General features: G+C 34.0%; 19 protein-coding genes and 1 tRNA gene. 14 read left to right on the top strand and 6 right to left on the bottom strand.

Going from position 1 to position 23641, the window contains the following annotated elements:
• Window positions 1-53: 53 nt before the first annotated feature.
• Window positions 54-689 (bottom strand): NAD(P)H-dependent oxidoreductase, encoded by a 636-nt coding sequence (locus GBH57_RS11495; protein ID WP_151674638.1) that lies wholly within the window; start codon window positions 687-689, stop codon window positions 54-56.
• 98 nt (window positions 690-787) lie between these two features.
• Between GBH57_RS11495 and GBH57_RS11500 the strand changes: the two genes are divergently transcribed.
• Window positions 788-1177, top strand: coding sequence for an acyl-CoA thioesterase (locus GBH57_RS11500; RefSeq protein ID WP_151674639.1), 390 nt, complete (start codon window positions 788-790; stop codon window positions 1175-1177).
• Between the two features lie 99 nt (window positions 1178-1276).
• On the opposite strand, the gene GBH57_RS11505 is transcribed toward GBH57_RS11500, so the two are convergent.
• From GBH57_RS11505 to glpK, 4 genes are all read right to left on the bottom strand, one after another.
• On the bottom strand, window positions 1277-2002 hold the full coding sequence (locus GBH57_RS11505; protein ID WP_151674640.1) for a T9SS type A sorting domain-containing protein: 726 nt from the start codon (window positions 2000-2002) through the stop codon (window positions 1277-1279).
• Window positions 2003-2012: 10 nt separating this feature from the next.
• A complete protein-coding gene (locus GBH57_RS11510) occupies window positions 2013-4865 on the bottom strand; it encodes a S8 family serine peptidase (protein ID WP_151674641.1) in 2853 nt (950 codons plus the stop codon).
• Between the two features lie 244 nt (window positions 4866-5109).
• On the bottom strand, window positions 5110-6786 hold the full coding sequence (locus GBH57_RS16250) for a glycerol-3-phosphate dehydrogenase/oxidase (RefSeq protein WP_162851992.1): 1677 nt from the start codon (window positions 6784-6786) through the stop codon (window positions 5110-5112).
• A gap of 2 nt (window positions 6787-6788) precedes the next feature.
• Window positions 6789-8273, bottom strand: coding sequence for a glycerol kinase GlpK (glpK, locus tag GBH57_RS16255; RefSeq protein WP_162851993.1), 1485 nt, complete (start codon window positions 8271-8273; stop codon window positions 6789-6791).
• A 155-nt stretch (window positions 8274-8428) separates the two neighbouring features.
• Between glpK and GBH57_RS11520 the strand changes: the two genes are divergently transcribed.
• From GBH57_RS11520 to GBH57_RS11580, 13 genes are all read left to right on the top strand, one after another.
• Window positions 8429-9037, top strand: coding sequence for a hypothetical protein (locus tag GBH57_RS11520; RefSeq protein WP_174844035.1), 609 nt, complete (start codon window positions 8429-8431; stop codon window positions 9035-9037).
• Window positions 9038-9043: 6 nt separating this feature from the next.
• Entirely contained in the window at window positions 9044-9847 is an 804-nt protein-coding gene (locus GBH57_RS11525; protein ID WP_151674642.1) for an AfsR/SARP family transcriptional regulator, read from the top strand.
• A 267-nt stretch (window positions 9848-10114) separates the two neighbouring features.
• Entirely contained in the window at window positions 10115-10366 is a 252-nt protein-coding gene (locus GBH57_RS11530; protein ID WP_151674643.1) for a hypothetical protein, read from the top strand.
• A gap of 89 nt (window positions 10367-10455) precedes the next feature.
• The gene (locus tag GBH57_RS11535) at window positions 10456-11508 is read left to right on the top strand and encodes a helix-hairpin-helix domain-containing protein (RefSeq protein ID WP_151674644.1); all 1053 of its coding nucleotides are present in this window, start codon (window positions 10456-10458) and stop codon (window positions 11506-11508) included.
• Window positions 11509-11570: 62 nt separating this feature from the next.
• Window positions 11571-11858: a hypothetical protein gene (locus GBH57_RS11540; RefSeq protein WP_151674645.1), complete on the top strand. Its 288-nt coding sequence runs from the start codon at window positions 11571-11573 to the stop codon at window positions 11856-11858.
• A gap of 177 nt (window positions 11859-12035) precedes the next feature.
• Entirely contained in the window at window positions 12036-12689 is a 654-nt protein-coding gene (locus tag GBH57_RS11545) for a TetR family transcriptional regulator C-terminal domain-containing protein (protein ID WP_151674646.1), read from the top strand.
• Between the two features lie 9 nt (window positions 12690-12698).
• Window positions 12699-14015, top strand: coding sequence for an ABC1 kinase family protein (locus GBH57_RS11550; protein ID WP_151674647.1), 1317 nt, complete (start codon window positions 12699-12701; stop codon window positions 14013-14015).
• Between the two features lie 80 nt (window positions 14016-14095).
• Window positions 14096-15940 (top strand): WS/DGAT/MGAT family O-acyltransferase, encoded by a 1845-nt coding sequence (locus GBH57_RS11555; RefSeq protein ID WP_151674648.1) that lies wholly within the window; start codon window positions 14096-14098, stop codon window positions 15938-15940.
• Between the two features lie 3 nt (window positions 15941-15943).
• Entirely contained in the window at window positions 15944-16879 is a 936-nt protein-coding gene (locus tag GBH57_RS11560) for an alpha/beta fold hydrolase (protein ID WP_151674649.1), read from the top strand.
• Window positions 16880-16882: 3 nt separating this feature from the next.
• Window positions 16883-18064: an alpha/beta hydrolase family protein gene (locus GBH57_RS11565; protein ID WP_151674650.1), complete on the top strand. Its 1182-nt coding sequence runs from the start codon at window positions 16883-16885 to the stop codon at window positions 18062-18064.
• Window positions 18065-18067: 3 nt separating this feature from the next.
• The gene (locus tag GBH57_RS11570) at window positions 18068-21301 is read left to right on the top strand and encodes an HAD-IB family hydrolase (RefSeq protein ID WP_151674651.1); all 3234 of its coding nucleotides are present in this window, start codon (window positions 18068-18070) and stop codon (window positions 21299-21301) included.
• A gap of 25 nt (window positions 21302-21326) precedes the next feature.
• Complete coding sequence (locus GBH57_RS11575; protein ID WP_151674652.1) at window positions 21327-22328, top strand: NAD(P)H-dependent glycerol-3-phosphate dehydrogenase; 1002 nt, start codon at window positions 21327-21329, stop codon at window positions 22326-22328.
• Window positions 22329-22453: 125 nt separating this feature from the next.
• Window positions 22454-22538 (top strand) — tRNA-Ser (locus tag GBH57_RS11580).
• A 144-nt stretch (window positions 22539-22682) separates the two neighbouring features.
• On the opposite strand, the gene GBH57_RS11585 is transcribed toward GBH57_RS11580, so the two are convergent.
• Entirely contained in the window at window positions 22683-23597 is a 915-nt protein-coding gene (locus GBH57_RS11585; protein ID WP_262714258.1) for a lysophospholipid acyltransferase family protein, read from the bottom strand.
• Between the last annotated feature and the right edge of the window lie 44 nt (window positions 23598-23641).

A 23641-nucleotide genomic window follows, 5' to 3' on the forward strand; every position in this document is an offset into this window, starting at 1 on the left:
ATTATTGAGTCAATAGCTATCCAAAAATTAGTTTAGCTAAAAATAATATCGCACTACATTGAAATAATTACGTCTTCAACACCACGACGTACTTTTTTCATAGTTGCAAACATATCATCATCAGCACGATGACCTACTGTTAGCACTAAAACCGACTGTAACCCTATTTTAGATAATCCTAGAAAAGAATCGTATTCTAATGGGCTAAATCCTTCAATAGGGCAAGCATCTATTTCCTCTAGTGCACAAACAGTTAAAAGATTCCCTAAAGCTAAATATGCTTGTTTTGCCATCCAAGTATTAATTTCTAAAGCATCTTTAGAATCAAAATCAGTAGTTAAAAATGTTTCAAATGGCTGCAAGATTTCGCGAGGTGTATTTCTAGTTTTCACCACGTTATCGAAATATTTTTTAATGAAAGCGGAGTTCATTTTAGTTTCAGTACAAAGCACTAAAACATGCGAGCAATCTTCCACCTGAACTTGATTCATCGTTAATGGCACTAAGTTCTTTTTCAATTCACTGTCTGAAACTACCACCATTTTAAGTGGTTGTAATCCATAAGAGGTTGCCGTTAAGTTGAAAGCCTCTTTTAAAATGTTCAGCTTTTCATCAGAAATTTTACGAGACGAATCAAATTTTTTCGTCGCATATCGCCATTGTAATTTTTGTAATATTTCCGAAGCCATAAATAGTATCTTTGAAATGCAAAAATACGGCTTAATACTTTAAACCTTTATCCGAATTTGTGTAATAAATACACCATAATTACCAACAAGAATACGTGATGGAAAAATTAGAGCTTTTAATAAAACGTAGTGAAACTCGCATCTTTAAAGCGGTATTTCCTAATACTACAAACCACTACGACACTCTATTTGGCGGTACTGCATTGCACATGATGGACGAAGCATCGTTTATTTGCGCAACTCGTTTTAGCCGTAAAAAAGTAGTTACCGTTTCTACAGATAAAATAGATTTTACCTGCCCTATTCCACAAGGATCTATTGTTGAGTTAGTTGCAAAAGTCACAAAAGTAGGTCGTACTAGCTGCGTTGTACAAGTAGATATTTTTATGGAAGATATGTACAGCTATGAGCGTAGTAAAGCAGTAACTGGTTTCTTTACTTTTGTTGCGATTGGCGATGATAAAAAACCAATTGCTATAATTGATTAACAATATTAATAAAGCCTAATCATCTAAACAGTGATTAGGCTTTAGTGTTTTCTTATATTTAAATTAATAAGACCACCCTCAGTTTATATAATATTCTAGCTAGATCTTTATAAACTTTTTAATACTTTTCCTATCTCCATCAGCTACTTCTACTAAATACATCCCACTATTCAAACTAGATACATCTGTTGAAAATTTAAGACTAGAAGTAGTAGCAGAAAAATGCAACTTTCCATTCAAATCATAAATTTTGATTGTGCCTTTCTTCATTGAATCTGGCAGTATTAATCTCAATGTTTCATTTACTGGGTTTGTTGCAATTGAAAAAGAGTTTACCGTAGCCGTATCAATACCTAATAACTGATCGCCATAGACGGCAATATCACCATTACTGTTGGTGAGCGTGAGTTGTTTGTTACCGTCACTGTCTGTTAGTATATCGAAACCAATAGGGTCACTAACAGCTGCCATTTCACTTTGAAAAAATTCAACAAAATATATATCTTGGAAGATATTATTTTCAGACATATCACAATCATCAGTAATGAGGAAAGACATGCCATCAAATTGAATAAAATCATTTCCAAATTGAACAAAATTGGTTGCACCACAATAACAAACACAAGTAACTAACGTATAACCGTTAGTTACTGATAAAAACTCCAAAAAAGGTGTTTCTAATTCATCATTATTTGGCGGAGTAATAACTGTTCCATCTATACTTATTTCTCTTAAATACCAGAATGTATCAACTAAATCTGACTCTTGAGCTTTTATTGTTGTAGAAAAAATGACTATAAATATTAATAAGATTAAATTTCTCATGAGGCTTGATTTATTGTTTAACTAAAATTTTAGACGTCTGGAATTCTCCGTTGCAAATTAGGGCAACAACATAGGAGCCTGTTGCAAATAAACTAGTATCTATAGTAAGTGAAGTTTCTAATATGTCTAAAATATAGTTGTATTCAGTGCCTGAGTTGGTATGGACTATACGTAAATAAGCAGAGTTTGCTAATTCTGCATCATAAATGACAGTTGCATTAGCACTTACAGGGTTCGGGCTTATAGACTCTAATTTATATGGATTTACTTTTACCTCTACCTCATCATAATCTTTTAATCCATCTACATCACTTATTATTTCTAGTTTGTATTTTTTAGTAACATCTGGTGATATTGTAAAATTACTCCCTGTATAAATAAGATTACCTTCTGGATCATACCAATTATAGGTAGCACTATCATCTATTTCAGCAGCACTTAAGGTAACGCTTTCATTTTTTTCAATCTCCTTATCCTCCCCTGCATCTGCAGCAAAAATAGGTCGATCATCTTTACGTATTTCAAAAGTTTCTCCTCCTATGATTTCATTGGTTATTGCATCTCGTTGCAATACATCATAGACAAACTTTCTCTTATTAGTGAGTTCTTCTGTTAAAAAATTGAAGCTTATGTACGCTGTAGTAATTTCACCAGGAGCCAATTGTATATTTTGAAATTGCGCTAGTGACCCTGAAACTATTTTTTTATTGGTAAACCCTTGAGAAGTAATTTGTTGTGATAATTCTCCTCCATTTTCCCAAGCAGTATTTAAACTTGAATCCATAGTGATCGTTATTTCAGCCTCTTCATGTAAAGGTTTCCCTAGTTCATTTGCTTTTGGTCTAAATTCTAAAATATAATTTCTAGATACATTATCAGTGTTTGCAATAGCAATGACTCCTCCTGTAGTAGCATTGGTCATTGTTTTTAAATCTACAATGCTCGTATTTTTCCAAACAATATTATTATTTTCTCTTACATTACCAGGTATATAAGAAGTTTCTGAAAATAGTATAGGATCATCAGTCGAGGTAATTCTAGCTAATAGACAAAAATGCCAAGGATGTGGATTAATATTTACATAGTCATCAGGATTAGGAATCATCCATGGAAATTCTACTATTTTTGATTGTCCTATTTTTAAACTAGGTATCGTCATAGTACCAACAACACCGCCCATCTCTATAGTAGCTCCTGTTACTGGATCAGTCATTGTTGTAGTCCCATCCCAATTATCAGGCCAAGCTAATGATGTACTTGCTTTTGCCCAATACAATGTTACTTGTGTTTTTGTATCTTCTTCTGTTTCCCAGCAACTATTATTAGTAATTTCTACATATGCATAATTGGGATCGACGGCATCATATTCTGGATTTTGATGCGTTTGTATTAATTGTCCATCATTACTATTTCTAACCCAAATATCCTCGCTTTGATGTAATATTTCATCAGTATAGGTATCTGGCTCTAAAAACATATCATACCGTGAGTTTTGCATCGCCCAATCTTTTTCTGGTGGACTATACTCAGAACATTTTGCAGTCTTCACCGCTCTAAAAGCATTTATACGTCCTGTGCCTAATTTACCTAATAAGTCTAAGTCAGGATTTGTATTACGATTTAAAGGAATGTGATATATATCATCTGTAGTACTTTCAATAATAGCTTTAACTTCAGCAGCGGTTAAGCTAGGGTTTGCAGCAAAAACTAAAGCTGCTAAACCAGAAACGAATGGTGCGGCCATTGAGGTACCTGCGCCATATTCATAAATATTTGTTATCCCGTCCGGAGCTATTGAGGCTAATTGAACTAAAATACCAGGGGCACTTACATTAACTTTATCATTATGTGTGGCAGATTCATCTGGATGTTGTGCAGGTTTATATAAATGATGATCTTTCCACGATTGTGCCCAATAATTATCATCTGTTCCAGGTATTAATAAATTATGATACTCATCAATATCATTTCGAGAACCTACGCTAGTTACTGAAATAACAGCATCATAAGAGGCTGGATAAGCATAACCGTGGCTATCTGTTCCACAACTATTCCCCTGCGTACCGTTTCCAGCACCTGCTACAACTAATACCCCACTATCTAAAATTTCTTGATATCCTAAAGCATTATCAGCATCAAAAGTACAACTTTCAATCCAACTGCAATTAATTACTTTAACTCCAGGTATCAATGAAATTTCCTTTACTCTATTCAAAAAACCAAAATGCATATCTGCTGTAATAAGACTAGAACTATAACCAATACTTGCCATTCCTAAACCGTTATTAGTATCTCCAGCGGCAACACTTGCAACTTGGGTACCATGTTTTAACCATGATAAATTAGAGTTTGAAACATCATCAATATTACTAATAATTTTGTTTTGTAAATCTTCGTGTGTTTCTAAAAATCCTGCATCTACAATACCTATATAAATATTTGGATCTCCGGTAGTAATAGACCAAGCGAGTGGTGCTTTAATTAGATCGAGTGAAGGATTAGGCCTATCCTCCTGCATATTCTCAATATAATCATTAGGTTCTGTATTTGACAGTAATAATGGAATGGATTCTTCATAAGGAGTTAATTGTGTAACATCACTCCGTTGGCTAAAAGAGGTAATATTATAACTTACAGGCACCTCCATTAAATAAATACGTTGTAACCTAGGGGTTGTAAATAGCGGGTAGGCTTTTTCAAATCTATATAAAGGCTTACCGGCTAAAAAAGTATTTAAGTTTGACCTATCAGTTGTAATACTTAGTGTATTATCATTATTAGTTGTTGAATTAAGAAGTTGTATATTTTGCCCTTCTTTAAATTCTACTTTATATGTTACCGTATCTTGTGCATTAACCGTCATACCGCAGAAAGCGATAAAAAGTATATTAAATGTTTTTTGAATGGTGCGCGAATGGTGCGCGAATGGTGCGCGAATGGTGCGCGAATGGTGCGCGAATGGTGCGCGAATGGTGTCCTCATAATTAAAGATGTTTTTGTTTAGCAGTATACTAAGAGGGGAGTCATAACCTTAAAATAAAGCGGTGCTGTCCTTTAAGTTTTTTAAAAATAAAAAAAATAAATATACTGCACAACTAATAAGACCACTATAGTATCTCTTTTTCATAAAAAGTAGTCGCATCGGTTATTAAAAGCTCGAGCGCTTTCATTTCTTGTTTTGCTCTCTTTGAATCCCATTGTAATTGGTCAATGCAATAATTTAATACCGTTATTTTATAGTCATAAATACTGCTAATATCAAAAAACAAACGTCCAGTTCTACGAACAAAAAAATCAGGAAGACTATTCATCATTTCAAAATTAATACTGTACCATAACTCTGCAAGAAGCAGCTTTTCTTCTAATTGCACCCCTTTAAAGTCAGATAGCTTTTCAATAATTTTATTAGCCTGACTTCCATAGGTTGATGTTAAATATTCTATGGTATAAGCACTGTCATAGCCTTCAATCAATAGTTTTTTTCTTAACACCTTTTTAAATGCGTCCACATCCTCTAGTGATTTAAAGGCGAGCGGTGTAAGCGGGATATTTCTTGTAATTGACCCCGTTACATTCAATTTATGCTTCTTTTTCATGGTATTCAAAACCTTCGCATTCACTCTTTGTGCCATTTTTCGGTATCCGGTTAACTTCCCTCCTGCTATTGAAATCAACCCGCTATCACTCACAAAAATTTCATCTTTTCTTGATAATTCTGACGGTGATGCGGCATCTTCATGGATCAAAGGGCGCAATCCTGCCCAAGAAGATTGAACATCGTCTATTGTAACATTACAGGTTTTAAAAGTGGCATTTATTGCTTGCAAAATATAGGCTACATCTTGTTTTGTGCTTACAACTCTATTTAGTGAGCCATTATAAGGTGTATCCGTTGTACCAACATACGTGACTTTTCCACGAGGGATTGCAAATAACATTCGACCATCCGGAGCATCAAAATAAACGGATTGTTTTACGGGTAATTTTTTATTCGGAAACACTAAATGCACCCCTTTTGTTAAGTATAAATGCTTATTGTTTAAAGGACCATCTTTCTTTCTCAATTTATCTACCCAAGGTCCAGCTGCCGAAACTATCCTTCGGGAATTAATAATAAATTTAGCTCCCGTATTATGATCAACACAGGTGATTCCTTTTACTTTGTTTTTCTCACTGTAAATGAAATCAGTCATTTCACAGTAATTGATAATTTCAGCACCATAGGTATGAGCCGTTTTTAATAATTCTATGGTCAATCTCGCATCATCCGTTCTATATTCTGAGTAATAGCCACCACCTAACAATGTTGATTCCTCTAATAAAGGTTCCTTTAATAACGTTTCGGATTTATCAAGCATTTTACGACGATCATCTCCTTCTACATTTGCAAGGATATCATACACTTTTAAACCTATTGAAGTTAAAAATGCTCCATACACACCATCCTTTGTGAGTGGTAATAACATCTTTTCTGGAATCACTAAATGTGGCGCTAACTTATGAACCGTTGCACGCTCACGACCAGATTCTTTAACTAATCCAATTTCAAATTGTTTTAAATACCGAAGTCCGCCGTGAATAAGCTTTGTAGATTTATTACTTGTCCCAGACGCAAAATCGTTCTTCTCCACTAAGCAGGTTTTGAGTCCGCGTGAAGCTGCGTCAAGTGCAATTCCTGCACCCGTGACACCGCCACCAATTATAATTAAATCATATTTAGCGGATTGCAACCGCTGTAATTGCGCTTCTCTTTGAAGGCTAGAAAATGTACGTGAAGCATTCATATTTAGCGCGTTGTTTTAGTTCTAGAAATAGCATCTTGCCATCCTGCAATCTTATTATTTCGTTGTTTAGCTTCCATACTAGGAGCATAAATTACATCGTTATTGCGTAGTTTTTGAATATCCATTTTTGTCCAAACTCTTGCTTTTATTCCTGCTAGTAAAGCAGCACCAAGAGCAGTCACTTCAATCATTTTTGGCTTATCCACTAACACGTTAAGAATATCAGCTTGAAACTGCATTAAGTAGCCATTTTCACTTGCACCGCCATCCACTAATAATTTTTTAAGAGCAATTTTTCCATCCTGCTCCATCGCTTTTAGCACATCCATTGTTTGGTAAGCAAGCGCCTCAACAGTTGCTTTGATTATGTGCTCTTTCCCAGTATCTAATGTCAATCCATAAATTGCTCCTTTAGCTTGGCCATCCCAATGTGGAGCACCCAATCCTGCAAATGCCGGAACTACATAAACATCCTCTAATGGCTCAATACTATTACAAATAGCTTCGGTTTGTTTTGCTTCTGAAATAAGCTTCATTTGGTCACGCAGCCATTGAATGGAAGCCCCTCCAATAAAAATACTCCCCTCTAATGCATATTGAATTTCTTCTTCTTCAATACTGCACGCTATGGTTGTTAATAATCCGTGGGTAGACTTTATAAAATTAGTTCCAGTGTTTAAAAGCATAAAACATCCTGTCCCATAGGTGTTTTTTGCAATGCCTTTTTCAAATCCGCCTTGCCCAAAAAGTGCCGCTTGTTGATCACCCGCTACTCCATAAATAGGAATTGAAACATCTTGTATTTCTATACTCCCAAAATTTGATGATGAAGATTGCACCACTGGCAACATCGACTTAGGGATATCAAAAACCGACAATAAATAATCGTCCCATTGCAACTTTTTACAATTATATAATAAAGTTCGTGACGCATTAGTATGGTCAGTTACGTGCCTTTTTCCATTAGTGAATTTATAGATTAACCAACTATCAATTGTTCCAAATAACAAGTCACCGGCTTCTGCTTTATCTTTGGCGCCTGACACATTATTTAAAATCCAATGAACTTTTGTTGCTGAAAAATAAGCATCTAAAACAAGCCCAGTGTTCTCCTGAATATATTGGTCAAGTTTTTCGGATTTCAAATTTCCGCAGAACATTTTTGTACGGTTATCTAACCAAACTATTGCATTATAAATAGGAACTCCTGTATTTTTATCCCAAACTACAGTTGTCTCACGTTGATTGGTTATTCCAATTGCTTTTATTTTACTGGGATGGATTTCAGAAGTCTCAAATAACTCGTGTAATGTTTCTTTTTGATGCTGAAAAATTTCCTCGGGATCGTGTTCTACCCATCCAGATTGTGGATAATGCTGTGTAAGTTCCTTTTGCGAAATTTTCACAATATTACCTTCTTCATCAAACAGAATACTGCGAGTGCTTGTAGTGCCTTGATCTAATGCAATGATATATTTATTCTCCATTGGTGTGTAAAATGAGTGCAAAGCTACAAGATACTATTTATTATGCACGCATAGTACTTTAAGGCTGTGTTAAATTATTTTAAGTGACATTTTTGAAGAGAAACTAAACAAGCTAAAAATTTATATCTTTATATAAAATTAGATAGCGTTACATTATGACAAAAAAAGCAGCTCAAACCGCATCCTTTATGGTTCGGTTTAATCAAAAAATTTACGAAGAGAAAGGGGAATCTAAAGTGCAATGGCGCGGTAACGTCTCACACGTACAAGGTGGTGAAGACACCAATTTTACTGATTTTAACGATGCTGTGCTTTTTATACAGCAACATTTAGAAGGACTGACTAAAGAAGCTACCAAACATAAATCTCGAGAACAGCAAGAGGGGATTTTATCTAAAAGTTTTTCCCTTTTTAAAACATTTGCAGCAACGGGTCCACAATTATTAAAGGACACCTTAAAAGATCCGCGAAAGCAAGTTGCATTTATTCAAGATCAAATAAGTGAATATGGTGAAGAGTTAATGGAAAAAGTACCTCTTGACGAATGGCGTAGCGCTTCAAAATCTGATTTTCAAGAAATTAAAGAATCTTTAAGTTCCTTAACCAAATCGGTTGCTGCTTTATCTAAAAAAGTAGACGAAATGGACGTTACTAAACCAGCTCCTAAGCCTACCGCTCAAAGAAAAACAGCAATAAAAAAACCTCCTGCAGTAGTAAAGAAAACTACAGCTAAGGCAAAAACAACTAAAACAACCAAGAAATAATTTTCAATGGCTGATCTCGTTTCGCAATTGGCGGCACTTAAACACTTTGAAGAAACAGCTCCTATAAGGTTTCAAACCTTAGGGCAGTTTGTGTTGTGGCGTAATGGCGAGAAAGTGAGCAATAAGGAATGGGGACGGGATAAAACCTTGCAGTTAATACAATACCTTATTTCTTATCGTAATAGACACGCACTCCACAAGGAACATATTATGGAGCAATTATGGGAAGATGCTGACGACCGTGATTTTAAAGTTGCATTACACGGCGTAAACAAAGCACTTGAACCCAACAGACCATCAAGGACTGAACCCATTTATTTACAACGACAAGGCGTTACCTATCAATTAGATTTAAATGAAATTTGTATTGATGTTGATGTACTCGATAAGTATATCATTCTTGGAAACGAAGCTTTAGCAAAAGATCTAGACATTGCTAAAGAAGCTTATAAATGCGCTATTAAATTATATCAAGGCTCTTATTTACCAAATAGAATATTTGAAGATTGGTCTACAGAAGAAAGAGAAAAAGTCCAAATTTTAATCTTAGGAGGACTTGTAAATCTAGCTGAACTTTTAGTTGAAGAAAACCCAATGGAGAGTGTTCGCCTAGCACAACAGGCCATTTCAATTGACGCAACTTGGGAAGATGCGTACCGCATACAAATGCAAGCCTACATTCATAAGGGAAATAGGCCACAAGCACTTAAAACATATCAAAAATGTGTCAATGTACTTGATGAAGAATTCGGGATTTCTCCACTTCCTGCTACCAAGAAACTACTGAAAGAAATTGAAACGATTGCCTAATTAATATTTCTATTAAGACTTTACATATACATTTCTTCTAAAACATCCTTAATATAAGGGAGTTTCAAATATTCATTTAATAGTATCTACTTCTATTTTTAATTGTGTAACTCATCTGTAACTACCTGATAGTATGTTTGTATCGTAATTAAAATAAAAGAACCGTGAAATTGGTTTTTGATGTAAATTTTAACTGCAACTCAACTGCAACTAACTCAAAGTAAGTTTGCAACAAACAAAATAACAAGTATTTAAATTCAATTTATAATGGCAACTAAAAAAGCAAATAAATCAATCGTAGAAACCACAACTTCAACGGTATTAGGCATAGCCACAAAAGCAAATAATGTCGCTTTAAATACAACTGAAAAAGCATTTACTAAATCATTTTCAATGGCAGAAAAATGTATCGGTTTTTCTAGTAACATTATTAAGAGAAGTTTACAGATAAGTGCATCGCAACAAGATTTAGTATTTGACGTATTAGAAAGCGTTAAGAAAAAAATTATCCGTAAATAATTAAAAATCAAACAACTGCAACTCATCTGTAACTCACTGATTGTATGTTTGTATCAAAATCAATAACACAACATTAAAGTTTATATAATATGGCAACTACAACAAAAGCAAAAAAAGTAACTAAAAAGATATCGAAGAAAGTAACTCCTAAAGTTTCAAATAAAATATCTACAGTTTCTAAAGTAAATAAAGGATTAGTTAATGCATCTATGGAAGCAATTAATACAACTGTTGAAAATGGTGAGAAATGGCAAAAATTAGCTTCTAAGTTAATGAAGAAGTCTGAGCCAGTTAGAACTAAGCAAATGAATATGGTTTTTGAAACGGCAACTGCTGTAAAAAGCCAAGTAAATTCTGGAGCTGAAAGAATGATGGATCTTGTAGGTTATGACGCATCAGTTATAGATAAGGCAATGAACTTTGCTAAGAAAAATCCAGTGAGCAAAAAAGTAATGGATGTTGCTGGAGGTATCGCAGATAAGGTTCAGAAAAACCCAATGGTGAAGAAAGTTGAAAAAACTACTGAAGACATCAAAAAAATGAGCGTTGCTAAATTTAATGACGTTAAAGAAGATGTTTTAGAACAAGCTCAAAAAATACTTCATAAAGGTGAAGAGTTAGTTGAAGAAGCTAAAACTCCAAAAAAAACAACTAAGCAAGTAAAAGCTAAAGGTACAGCAAAAGTAAAAACTGCTAAAAAGACAACAGCTAAAAAAGCTACAACTGTAAGAAAAACAACCGCTAAAAAAGTAGCAGCTGTCAAAGCAACTGCTGAAGAAACAGTAAAAGAAATCAAAAACGAAGGAACTGAAAAAGTTGCTGATGTTATAGTAGCTGGAAAACAAAAAGTAGCAGCCGTAAAAAAAGAAACTAAAAAAGCCATTAAGAATACTGCTCAGGACGATTTAAAAATCATTCACGGAATTGGACCTAAATTAGAAGGTGTTTTCAATAAAAACGGTATAAAAACGTATGCTGATTTAGCGAAAGTTGAAAGTAGTAAAATTGAAGAAATTCTTGCAGAAGCAGGGCCAATTTTTAAAAATACTAATACTACAGACTGGCAAAAACAAGCTGAAGTAGGTGCTGAAGGTGGTGAAGATGCTTTAAAAACTTGGGTTGCTCGTTACAGAACAGCATAAGCTTAAAGGCAATAATTATAACTATTAAGCAAAGGTAACTCTGCTTATTAAAACAATATATTATGAAAAAGACAGTAAATAAAAAAGACGCTAAAGGTATGATCTCTAAAGCAATGTCTACAACTAAAACAATAGCTACTAAGGCAAATGACATCGCTTTAAACACTACTGAAACTGTTGTAACAGAAGCAATAGATGCAACTGCACAATGGCAAACTGTTGCTGATAAAGCTTTAAAAGGTGGACTTAAGCTAGCAGCAAACCAACAAAACCTCGTATTTGATGCTTTAACAATTGTTAAAGGTCAATTAAAGGATGGTAAAAAAAGGTTTAAAAAGTTAGTAGCATAGTAATTAGATAGATTAGTTTAAGTTTTGAAAATGACCGAGTTGTATGAATATACAGCTCGGTTTTTCAGTTTTATATAATCTGGTGAGAAAAACAAAGGGAAAATCATTATTTTTAACAAATACCGCCTGCTTTTTTTAGAATATTCTAAAATGTGCAGCTATATGATACCTTCTTAAATGGCGAAAACTAAAAAGATAACAGCAGCTTATATAATTGATCATTACATGGATATGATCGTTTCCTTAAAAGCAAAACCTGACTCAATTGAGGCTTTTACTTCTACTTTGAAAATTGATTCAGCTCAATTCTTAGAGCATTTTGATAGCTTTGAAGAGCTAGACCAAGAAATAATAAAAATCCTTTTTGATACCTCGGTTGCCACCTTGGCAGAAAGTGCAGACTATGTGTCGTTTAGTAAAAAAGACAAGTTACTTAGTTTGTACTATACGTTTTTTGAAAACCTTACATTAAATAGAGATTTCATACTCATTACTATTGATAGTTATGGTACTATTTTTAGCACTATCTCCCTATTTAAAACACTTAAATCTAGTTTTACACAATTTATTGATAGCCTTAAGTTAGAAACACTTAGTTTAAATATAGATACCTTAGAAAATATCCAAAAAAAGTCCATAAAAGAGACTGCTTGGGTACAACTTTTGCTCACTATAAAATTCTGGACAGCAGACCATTCTGAGGCTTGTGAGAAAACAGATGTATTTATTGAAAAATCTATTAATACAAGTGTTGAGCTATTAAACACTCAATCCTTACATAATATAATTGACCTCGGAAAGTTTCTGTACAGTGAAAAATTCAACTCTTAAACACTGCACATGAAAACCGCAAAAAATATTCCTTTATCTAAAATTCATCGTGCTTCAAAACTAGTTTCAACTGGAGCAAAAGTGGGCGTAAATTATCTTAAGTATTTTGGCGACAAAATGGTGAATTCTGAAGAAGAAGCTAAAGGTCGTTTGCACGAAAATAATGCGAATGATATTTATGATAGTTTAAAAACACTCAAGGGTAGCGCACTTAAAATGGCGCAAATGATGAGTATGGAAAAAAACATTATGCCCAAGGCATTTGTAGAAAAGTTTTCTTTATCACAATTTTCCGTACCTCCTCTCTCCGCTCCACTTGTTTTAAAAACATTTAAAAAGTCCTTCGGAAAGTTTCCAGATCAATTATTTGATGCGTTTAATCCTGAGGCAATTAATGCTGCAAGTATAGGCCAAGTTCACCAAGCTAAGAAAGATGGTAAAACTCTAGCCGTTAAAATTCAATATCCAGGTGTTGCACATAGTATCCAAAGTGATCTTGCTATTGTAAAACCAATTGCAATGAAAATGTTCAACATAAAGGGAGAACATTCTGAAATGTACTTTAAGGAAGTTGAAGATAAACTTGTAGAAGAAACAAATTATGTTCTCGAATTAGAACAAAGTCAAGAAGTAGAAAAAGCCTGTAGCCATATTCCGAATTTAAAATTTCCGAAGTATTATCCTCAATATTCATCGGAACAGATTTTAACGATGGACTGGATGAAAGGTATTCACTTATCTGAGTTTACAGCAATTAATACTGACGAAGAAATAGCAACCAAAATTGGGCAAGCATTATGGGATTTCTACATGTATCAACTTCATGTGTTAAAAAAAGTACACGCAGATCCTCATCCTGGAAACTTTTTAATTAGTGAGGAAAAAGAATTAATTGCTTTAGATTTTGGATGTATGAAGGAAATTCCGGATGATTTCTACATTCCTTATTTTGAACTTTTTAAAATGGAGGTTGTAAACAATCCTGAGAGTTTCAGAAAAAACCTAAGAGCTCTTGAAGTTTTAAGAGCGGATGACTCAGAGAAAGAATTAGAATTTTTTACTCAAATGTTTTATGAGGTTTTAGAGTTATTTACCACTCCTTTTCAAGAAGATACTTTTGATTTTTCTAGCGCTACATTTTTTGATGAAATATCATCATTAGGAGAGCGATATATGAAAAATACAAATGTTAGGGACCTCAACGGAAATAGAGGATCTAGACATATTATTTATATGAATAGAACATTTTTCGGCTTATTTAGTCTGATGTTTGATTTAAAAGCAAAGCATATAAAAATTAGAAATTACGAGACCTATTTAAAATAATAGTTTAATTAATTATTCGGTTCTTAAAATTTCGGAAATACTAAAATACCAAATATTAACGGCTGACAAATGAATGTTACATGGCAACAAAATTAGATATTAAAGATATAGTGCAAGATGCATTAGATGGTTCTATAAAGCAAATTTCTGGCTATGACGCCGCCTTTTTGTATGCTGAATCTCCTACGAGTCCCATGCATATTGCAACGCTGATTATTGTAGAAGGCTCTATCGATTTTGAAGATTTTAAACAAACGGTTGCCTCAAAGTTGCATTTAATGCCAAAGTTTAGACAGCGTTTAAAGCGAGTGCCAATGGATCTTGATTATCCATATTGGGTAAACGACCCTAATTTTGATATCGACTTACATTTACATAGATCTAAATTACCAGATCCGTCTAATTGGAAAACGCTACGTAATATGACTTCTAGTATTTTTAGTGCGCCTCTAGATTTACGACGACCTTTATGGTCTATTGATTTTATTGAAGGTATTGATGAAATAGCGCAAGTTCCTAAAGGGTCTGTTGCTATTGTAAGCAAAGTCCATCACGTGATGATAGATGGGAAATCTGGTGTTGGATTATTGAGCGTGTTATTTGATAACGAGAAAATCCCTAAAAAAACGAAGCTTGTTAAACCTGTTCATTTTGATCCAGATCCACTGCCCGATGATATTAGTTTATTATTAAAAAGCGGATATGGTTTTTTGAAAAACCCTTTTAAAATTCCTAAAACGATTGCTGAAACTGCTTTTGCTTTTGTAAAGAATAAAGCATCTAAATCGTTAAGTATTCAGAAGGAATTTGCAGCAGCTCGTTACCCTGTACCAATCACTATTTTCAATGGTAAAATTTCGGCAAAAAGAACTTGGGGTACAGCAATACTTAATTTTGAAAGAGTTAATAATCTTCGGAAACTTTCTGGCGGAAGTGTAAATGATGTGATTCTAGCAATTTGTGCTGGAGCTATTCGTCAATATTTACAAGAAAAGGAAAAGCTTCCATTACAACCGCTAGTTGCGAATGTTCCCATTTCAATTAGACACAATGAAGATACTACTACAGGAAATAAAATTGCTAATATGATGATACAGTTAGCAACACATATAGAAAATCCATTAGAGCGATTAGAATATATACAAGAACAAACTATGTTAGGGAAATCTCGCCATAAAACAATGGGCGCAAAAACCTTAACTAAAATGGCAGATGCTGTACCTTTTGGACTTGCTAATCTAGCTGCAGGATTGTATAGCAAATACAATATTAAAGACCTTCATAGGCCTCCTTTTAATGTTACAATTACTAATGTTCCTGGCCCAAGAGACTTATTGTATTTAAATGGTCACAAAGTTGTTTCAATGTTTGGACTTACTCCTGTTGTCGATGGTTTTGGATTAATAATTGCTGCCTTTAGTTATAATGGTTCCATAACTATTACAACAACATCAGACGCTAAAACAATGCCTGATGCAGATTTGTTTTCAAGACACATTAGAGCATCTGCAAATGAGCTTGAAACATTAATAAAAAAAGTTTCTAAAAAGAAAACTGCAGATGACAAAAAAGCTGCAAAGGAAAAAAGCAAAAGCACTGTTTTCTTTAATGCTATAAAACGTTATTATAAAAAAGAAACTGCACTTGCTAAAAAATACAAAGGAGTCTATCATATAAATGTAGACATGGGTATCACCTCAGAATGCTGGGAAATAAACCTTTCTGAAGATGCGGTAGTTGTAAAGAAAACTAAAAATTTAGACCCTGCAATTTTAATAGAAATTGAGGATGCCAATTTACACGCACTCTATAAAGGGAACTTGTTACTTGACGAACTTAAAATTCAACAACGAATTGTAATGTTGGGTTCCGCAACTAATAAAAACAAGTTTACAAACTTATTAAGAGCGTTTTTAGAACGATAATCAATGCATTATAAAACACATACATTCACTGCTACAGATGGTGAGAAAATATGCTATTACAAATGGGATCTTCCTAAAGGAATTCCATTGAGAGGGATTATGCAAATAGCCCACGGTCTTGGAGAACACGCTGGTAGATATGACCATATTGCGCATCTATTTCAAAAAAATGGTTTTGTAGTTTATGCTAATGATCATCGTGCTCACGGCAAAACAGCAGAAATTAAAAGAATGTATGGCTTTTATGATGGTGAAGAATATTTTGAAGATGTCGTTGATGATATGCACTCACTTACATTAATAATGAAACGTGATTATCCTGATACTAAATTTGTCCTATTTGGACATAGTATGGGATCATTGTTGAGTAGAAAATATGTACTAAATTATGGCGAAGACATAGATGCATTAATGCTATCTGGAACGGCTAATTTTATTAAAGGACTTGGTAACATTGGACTTTTAGCGACTAAAGCCGTAACAACTATTAGAGGACGTGAACGAGGTAATGAAACATTGCGTTCGTTCTTTTTTGATAAGTTTAATGAAAAATTTAAACCAAATAGAACTAAACTAGACTGGATAAGTTCAAACAATGCCGCAGTAGATGCATTTGAAGCAGATCCTTATAGAATTGAAAATTTTTCAATGGGAGTTTTTGCAGATTTTGTATCTAATTTAAAGACGCTAAATAAAACAACCGCTTTTAAAAAAACACCTAATAATATCCCCATATTAATTTTTTCAGGAGACGAAGACCCTGTAGGAGATATGGGCGTAGGAGTAACTAAAGTTGCCGAAAATTATAAGTGTAACGGAAATGACGATTTAACCTTTTATTTATACAAAGGAGGGCGTCACGAAATGATAAATGAGAAGAACAGCCAGGAAGTTGAACACGATATTATGGAATGGCTCAATGTACACATCCCCAATTAATTTATGGAAGTTAGAATTCAATTATATAATAAATTTACACAATTTGCTATGTCACTTGGTAGACTTAACGGTCTATCAATTGATGAGATCAATACGGTATTAAAAAATAGTTATGAAAGGCATCCTCACGCAGAGTTTATGCTGGGTGCTTTAGAAAATATACACGAAAAAGATATTGAAGATTTCAAATTTCTGTTTAATGAATGTGTTCGTATTTGTGATGAGCTTGGACCAAGTCGAGAATACATAACACTTTTATCCATACTTACAACAATTGCTAACGAAGCCGGGGAAAATAAAACTCTAGAGCAAAATCAATTAGTTCACGAAATAGTACTTAAGTTTAAAAAAGAAATTGAACTCATAAATCAAAAAATACCAAAACCTCCATTATTCAATATGCTATTAGAATCAAGATCACTTTTAGAGTGGGGTTCTATTTATGCTATTTATCCTTTTATTCCCAAACGAATTGAAGGTAATGGACGCCCAGTTTTATTAATACCACCTTATTTAGGTGATGATTACTCAACCTCATTTGTTCGTAGATACTTAGATTCATTAGGTTTCAAAACGTATAAATGGGAAATGGGCTTTAATATGGTAAAGTCACATTACATTCCGCGTTTAGAAGAAAAACTAGATGACATCTATGAGATGCATAAAGAAAAAGTAAGTATTGTAGGATGGAGTGGCGGTGGAATATTTGCTAAAATAATGGCAAATAGACATCCTAATCAAGTAGAGCAAATTATCACTATTGCTTCACCTGTATGGGGAGTTATGGACATGAAAACTCCAGTTTATGGGTTATTAGAATTTTTCCAAGGTAAATCTTTAAAAGAACGGAATAAACGTTTTTTACAAGAATTAGAACCTATTCCAAATGTTCCTGTAACTTGTATCTACACAAAAACAGATGGCCTTGTTCCTTGGAAACATTGTATGGAAGCAGAATCATACAGAAAAGGGATTAAAAATATTGAAGTTTTTGGAAGCCACTCAGGATTAGGAGCAAATGCAAGTGTATTAATGATTACAGCTAACGCCTTAAGTGCTAACATAAATGGCGTGACCATTGAAGATGCAACTCCGCATATTGAAAGAATTTTATATCCTTTTTATTGGAGCCATAAAAAATGGAAACTATTTAAAAAAAAGTCTAACCTAGTGCAAACATCTTAACACATGGAAGAGATCATTAATCACCCAAAATTTAAACAAATACTTAAGCGCATTGCGAAGGAGCAAAAAATGGACTATAAAGAAGTCCAAAAAAAAGCGAGCAAGTATATTAAAGAATTGTACGCACAGCATCAGCCTATCACTAAAATGCTTGCGGTTCGTGGTTTTGATTATATTCTTTCTAGAGCATATCAAGAAAAAATTGACGTAGACCCTAATGGGATTAAAAAGTTAATGAAACTTATGCGTAAGCATTCTGTGGCATTTATTATGACACATAAAACGTATCTTGATACACTTGTTTTAATTTCAACATTAGCGCGTTATGGGATGCCAGTACCCTACTCTTTTGGCGGGAAAAATCTAGCATTCCCAGGACTTAAACAAATAGGTAATAGCGCAGGATTAATATTTATTAGACGTAGCTTCAAAGACAACCCTATTTACAAAGCTTCATTACGGCATTATATCTCTACCATAATCGACAAAGGAGATCACTTAACGTGGAATATTGAAGGAACAAGATCTAGAACTGGAAAAATTCTTCATCCACAAATGGGAATTTTAAAATACATTATGGATGCTGAAACACAAAGCACCAAGGATATAAAATATGTTCCAGTTTCTATTGTGTACGATCTAATTCCTGATGTTAAGGAAATGACAGAACAAGCAAAGGGAACCAAAAATAAAAAGAGTGAAAACGTGCAAGAAGGACTTAATTACATTCGTAGTCTTGGAAACGATTTTGGCCGTGCAGCAATCCGTTTTGGAGACCCCGTTGCTATGGACGAAACTAATAGCGTTGTAGTACCTCAACTAGAAGAAAGTACCTATAAAGATAAAAATAACTTACCTCGTTTTGCATTTGAGTTAATTAATCAAGCTTCGATGATTACTCCTGTGACAACTGTTTCATTAGTTTGTCACGTATTGTTAAATGACTTTGCACTCACTAAACAAGAAATTGAATTTAAAGTCAATAAATTGATGGAATTTATTGGTAATAAACGCGAAAATATTTTACTTGACCGTGGTAATCCTATTGCGGTTAGTATCCAAAAATCATTAAATTTATTACAAGGAGCCAGAATTGTTCAAAAAAGCCGAGCTGGTCAAAGAGCACAATATAGCCTTAGTTCACAAGAATACTTACCTGCAAGTTATTATGCAAATATGGCTGCGGGACATTTATACCACGCCGCTTTCGTTGAGATGGCTTTAGTCAAAATTAAAGACGACACTTCTAAAAATCGTATTGTACATTTTTGGGAAGAAATAATGGAGTTGCGCAATCTTTTTAAATTTGAATTTTTCTATACTAACAAAGCTAAATTTAGTAGTGAGATTGAAGAAGAGTTAAATAGATTTGACAAAAACTGGCGTGCAATTATAAGCGACCCTAAAAAAGATGTATCCGAAATATTAAAAAAACAAAACCTATACGTTTCAAGAGCACTACTACTCACCTATCTTGAAGCAGATAAAGTTGTTTGTCATACACTAAACAATTGGGATGAAGACGATGTTTTAAAAAAAGAAGTGTTTTTAGAACTATGTATGTTCAAAGGAAAAGAACTACACTGGCAGTCACGCATAACAAGGCTTGATAGCGTTTCTAAACCATTTTTAGAAAATGCATTTCTATTTGCTGAAAATGCAAAGTTGGCCCCAACTAATAGAAAAATTAACTTTAAGGCACTTGATAAATGGATGACGCAATTAGACGAACTTACAGAACGTCTTGCGTACTTAAAATCCATTGAAGTAGATCCTAGTATCAAAGTACTCGAACAACAAGCTAAAAAAGAAACCCTAGTTCCTGAATCAAAAAATGATACAAAAGCTAGAAAAGAAATTATAGAAGAAGGACCACATATTGCAGCCTACTTCGACATGGATCGAACGTTAATTAATGATTTTTCGGCCAAGAAATTTATGACCACAAGACTTTTTAGTGGAAAAACAACCGTGAAAGAATACCTAACGCAGTTTATGACTGCCTTAGCTTTCTCTGTTGGAAATAGAGACTTTGAAATTCTAACTAAAATAGCAGCATTAGGGGTTAAAGGTATTTCAGAAAAAGCCTTTGTTGACTTAGGACAGACAGTATTTGAGGATTTTTTAGCTACTACAATATATCCAGAATCACGAAAGTTGATTGCGAAGCATCTAGAAAAAGGGCACAAAGTGGTTATAATTTCAGCAGCTACCTCCTATCAAATTATGCCTATTGCAAATGAGTTAGGCATAACTGATGTTTATGCTACTAAAATGGAATTACGTAACGGTAAGTTTACAGGTCGTGTAGCCGAAATGTGCTGGGGTGAAGGAAAAGCAAGAGCAGCGCGAAAACACGCTAAAAAACATACAATTGATTTAGCTAAGAGCTATTTTTATTCCGATAGTTTTGAAGATTATCCACTATTTAAAATTGTAGGAAATCCTATAGCAACTAATCCAGACACAGCGTTATCACAAGTAGCCTTCGAAAACGATTGGCCAATATTGAGATTTGATGAACCTACTACCAAACCCGTTATAAATGGTTTAAGAACTGGACTAGCAATTGCTAGTATTTACCCTTCTGCATTTAAAGGAGCTTTAAGAGGTTTAGTAACAATGTCTAAACAGGAAGCTGCTAATACCACTTTTAAGAGTATAGGTGACCTTGGAACTAAGCTTGCCGGCCTTGATATTTCGGTTAAAGGAAAACATAATCTTACCGATTTTAGACCAGCAGTATTCTGTTTTAACCATCAAAGTGCTGCCGATTTTTTTATTGTAATGAAGCTTGTGCGTAATAACATAACAGGGGTGGCGAAAAAGGAGTTAGAAAAAAGCCCTATTGGCCCTATCTTTTCTGCTTTAGGAGCAATTTATATTGACCGGAGTAATAAAGAAAAAGCTATTGAAGCAATGCAACCTGCTGTTGAAGCACTACAAAATGGAATTTCAGTAGCAATTGCGCCAGAAGGAACCAGAAGCGGAACTCCAGAATTAGGACCATTTAAAAAAGGAGCATTTCATCTTGCAATGCAAGCAGGAGTGCCTATAATTCCTATTGTAATTAAAAACGCTTATAAAGCAATGCCTAAAGGGACTAAAGCACTTAGACCTACACATATTGAAGTTGTTGCATTAGATCCAGTAGATACTAGTTTATGGAAAACTAAAAATATTGATAAACATATAAGTGATGTGAGACAATTATATTTAGACGAATTAAATAACTAAATTTAAGGAACCAAAAACGAGGATTATGAAAATGAAAGTAGGTTTATTAGGTGGAGGTTCCTGGGGAACTACAGTAGCATCACTCACTGCTAAAAATGCAGAAACTGTTTTATGGGCTAGAGATGAAGAAACTGTTAATGAAATAAATAATTACCACACAAACTCTAAATATTTACCCGGAGCATTATTGCATAAATCATTAACTGCGACGACCTCTATTGAAGAAGTAGTAAGCACTTCAGATGTATTGATAATGGGAATCCCTTCACAATATTTTAGAAGCGTTTTAAAAGAAGCTAAACCATTTATTAGACCTTGGATTCCCATTATTAGCTTAGCTAAAGGCCTTGAATTAGGCACTAAGATGAGAATGACCCAGATTATAGAAGAAGAACTTCCTGGACATCCAGCTGGTGTACTAACAGGTCCAAATCTTGCTAAAGAAATTCATAGTGGTCAAGCTGCCGCTGCTGTCATTTCAATGGTAGATCAAATTATAGCTAAAAAATTACAAGGTATTTTCAACTCGGGTGTTTTTAAAGTATACACTAACAACGATGTTATAGGCTGCGAACTTGGTGGTGCTTTAAAAAACATTATGGCCATTGCAACAGGTATGGGAGACGGTGCTGATGCAGGTGACAACACTAAAGCTGCTTTAATCACTAGAGGATTGTCTGAGTTAACACGCTTAGGTACTGCTATGGGAGGAAAACGTAGAACTTTTGCTGGATTAGCTGGAATGGGGGATTTAGTAGCCACTTGTATGAGTTCTAAAAGTAGAAATCATCACGTTGGGTTCCAATTAGGCCAAGGAAAAAGCTTAAATGAAATTATTGCAGAAATGAATGAAGTTGCCGAAGGTGTAAAAACTGCGAAGGCTGTAATGGAACTTGCAAGCGATTATAATGTTGATATGCCTATATCTAGAGAAGTGTATAAAGTTCTTTATGAAAGCAATACGGTTTATGAAGCTTTTAAAAGTCTTATTAAATTAGAAAGTGGCAGTGAACAAGAACCGGGCTAGTCTAAAATTACTATTTGATACAATTTTAAAAAAGTTTTAAAAAAGTTTCTTTATTTATTTTATTCTTTCAAAAAGACTCTTATATTTGCAGCCGCATTCAGGCAAATAGCTTGGATAGACACTTTGGAGAGTTGGCAGAGTGGTCGAATGCGGCAGTCTTGAAAACTGTTGAGGGTCACACCTCCAGGGGTTCGAATCCCTTACTCTCCGCATTAATTAAATGCTTCACATCTACGATGTGAAGCATTTTTAGTTTTAGATGTTTTTTACTTCTTTTTGTTTTCTTTAGGAGATGGAAATAAAAAATGCTCCAACCAAAGGCTGAAGCATTTTTTATTTTTTTTTATCTACACGCTACTCATCAAGCCCTTTTACAAATTTGAAACGCTTATGCGTCCAGAAATAATACTCTGGAGCTATGTCAATTTGCTTTTGCAATAGATTTGCAAAAGTATCGGTTAACTCAAAATCTTTATGCTCTCGAGGGGTCTCTGTTATTATTGTAAAAGTAGATTCGTAATATCCTCGCTTTATTTTCTTAGTTCCTAAAAATAATAATGGAAGATTATGCTCCTTTGCAATCGTTTCAACTCCTGTAAAAAAAGGTGTTTTTACGTTGAAAAATTTCGCCCAGTGTTTATTTCTATTATTAGATGGAGATTGATCCATAATAAAACCGAAGAGCACTGCCTTATCGTGCGTCCCTTTCATTACCTCTGCAATCTTAGTTTTCGCCTCTTTATTAACTACTAGCGTCGTTTTCCACTTACCGCGTATATCTCGTATTAATTTATCGAAATGCTTATTCTTTATTCTTTTGTAAATTCCATAGCCTTTATTATCATAGTGAGAATGCAATGACAATACCCATTCGTAACTAGCATAATGACCTAAGCAAAGGATCAAATCTCTATTATGGTTCATAAACTTTCCAGCTACTTCCATATTTGTAAAGGTATAACGCTTTCTCATTTCGGTTTCCGAAATAGACATCGTCTTTATCATTTCAATAAAAATATCACAGAAATGATGATAAAATTTACGCTCAGTAGTTTTTAGTTTTTCAGCTGAAATATCTGGATAAGCAATTTTTATATTATTTCTAACTACTTTTTTTCTATATCCAATAACGTGATAAATTAAAACAAAAGCGATGTCCGAGATTATATACAATGCTCTAAAAGGAAATTTAGACAGCACCCACATTAACGGATACACTAATATAAAGATGAGTAATTGCATGTGGTTATATTTTTTCAGAAGCCGCAAATATAGACAACTAGTAACTAGTATTTAATCAAATAGATGCTGCT

This window comes from Patiriisocius marinus, assembly GCF_008974325.1.
Lineage (GTDB): Bacteria > Bacteroidota > Bacteroidia > Flavobacteriales > Flavobacteriaceae > Patiriisocius > Patiriisocius marinus.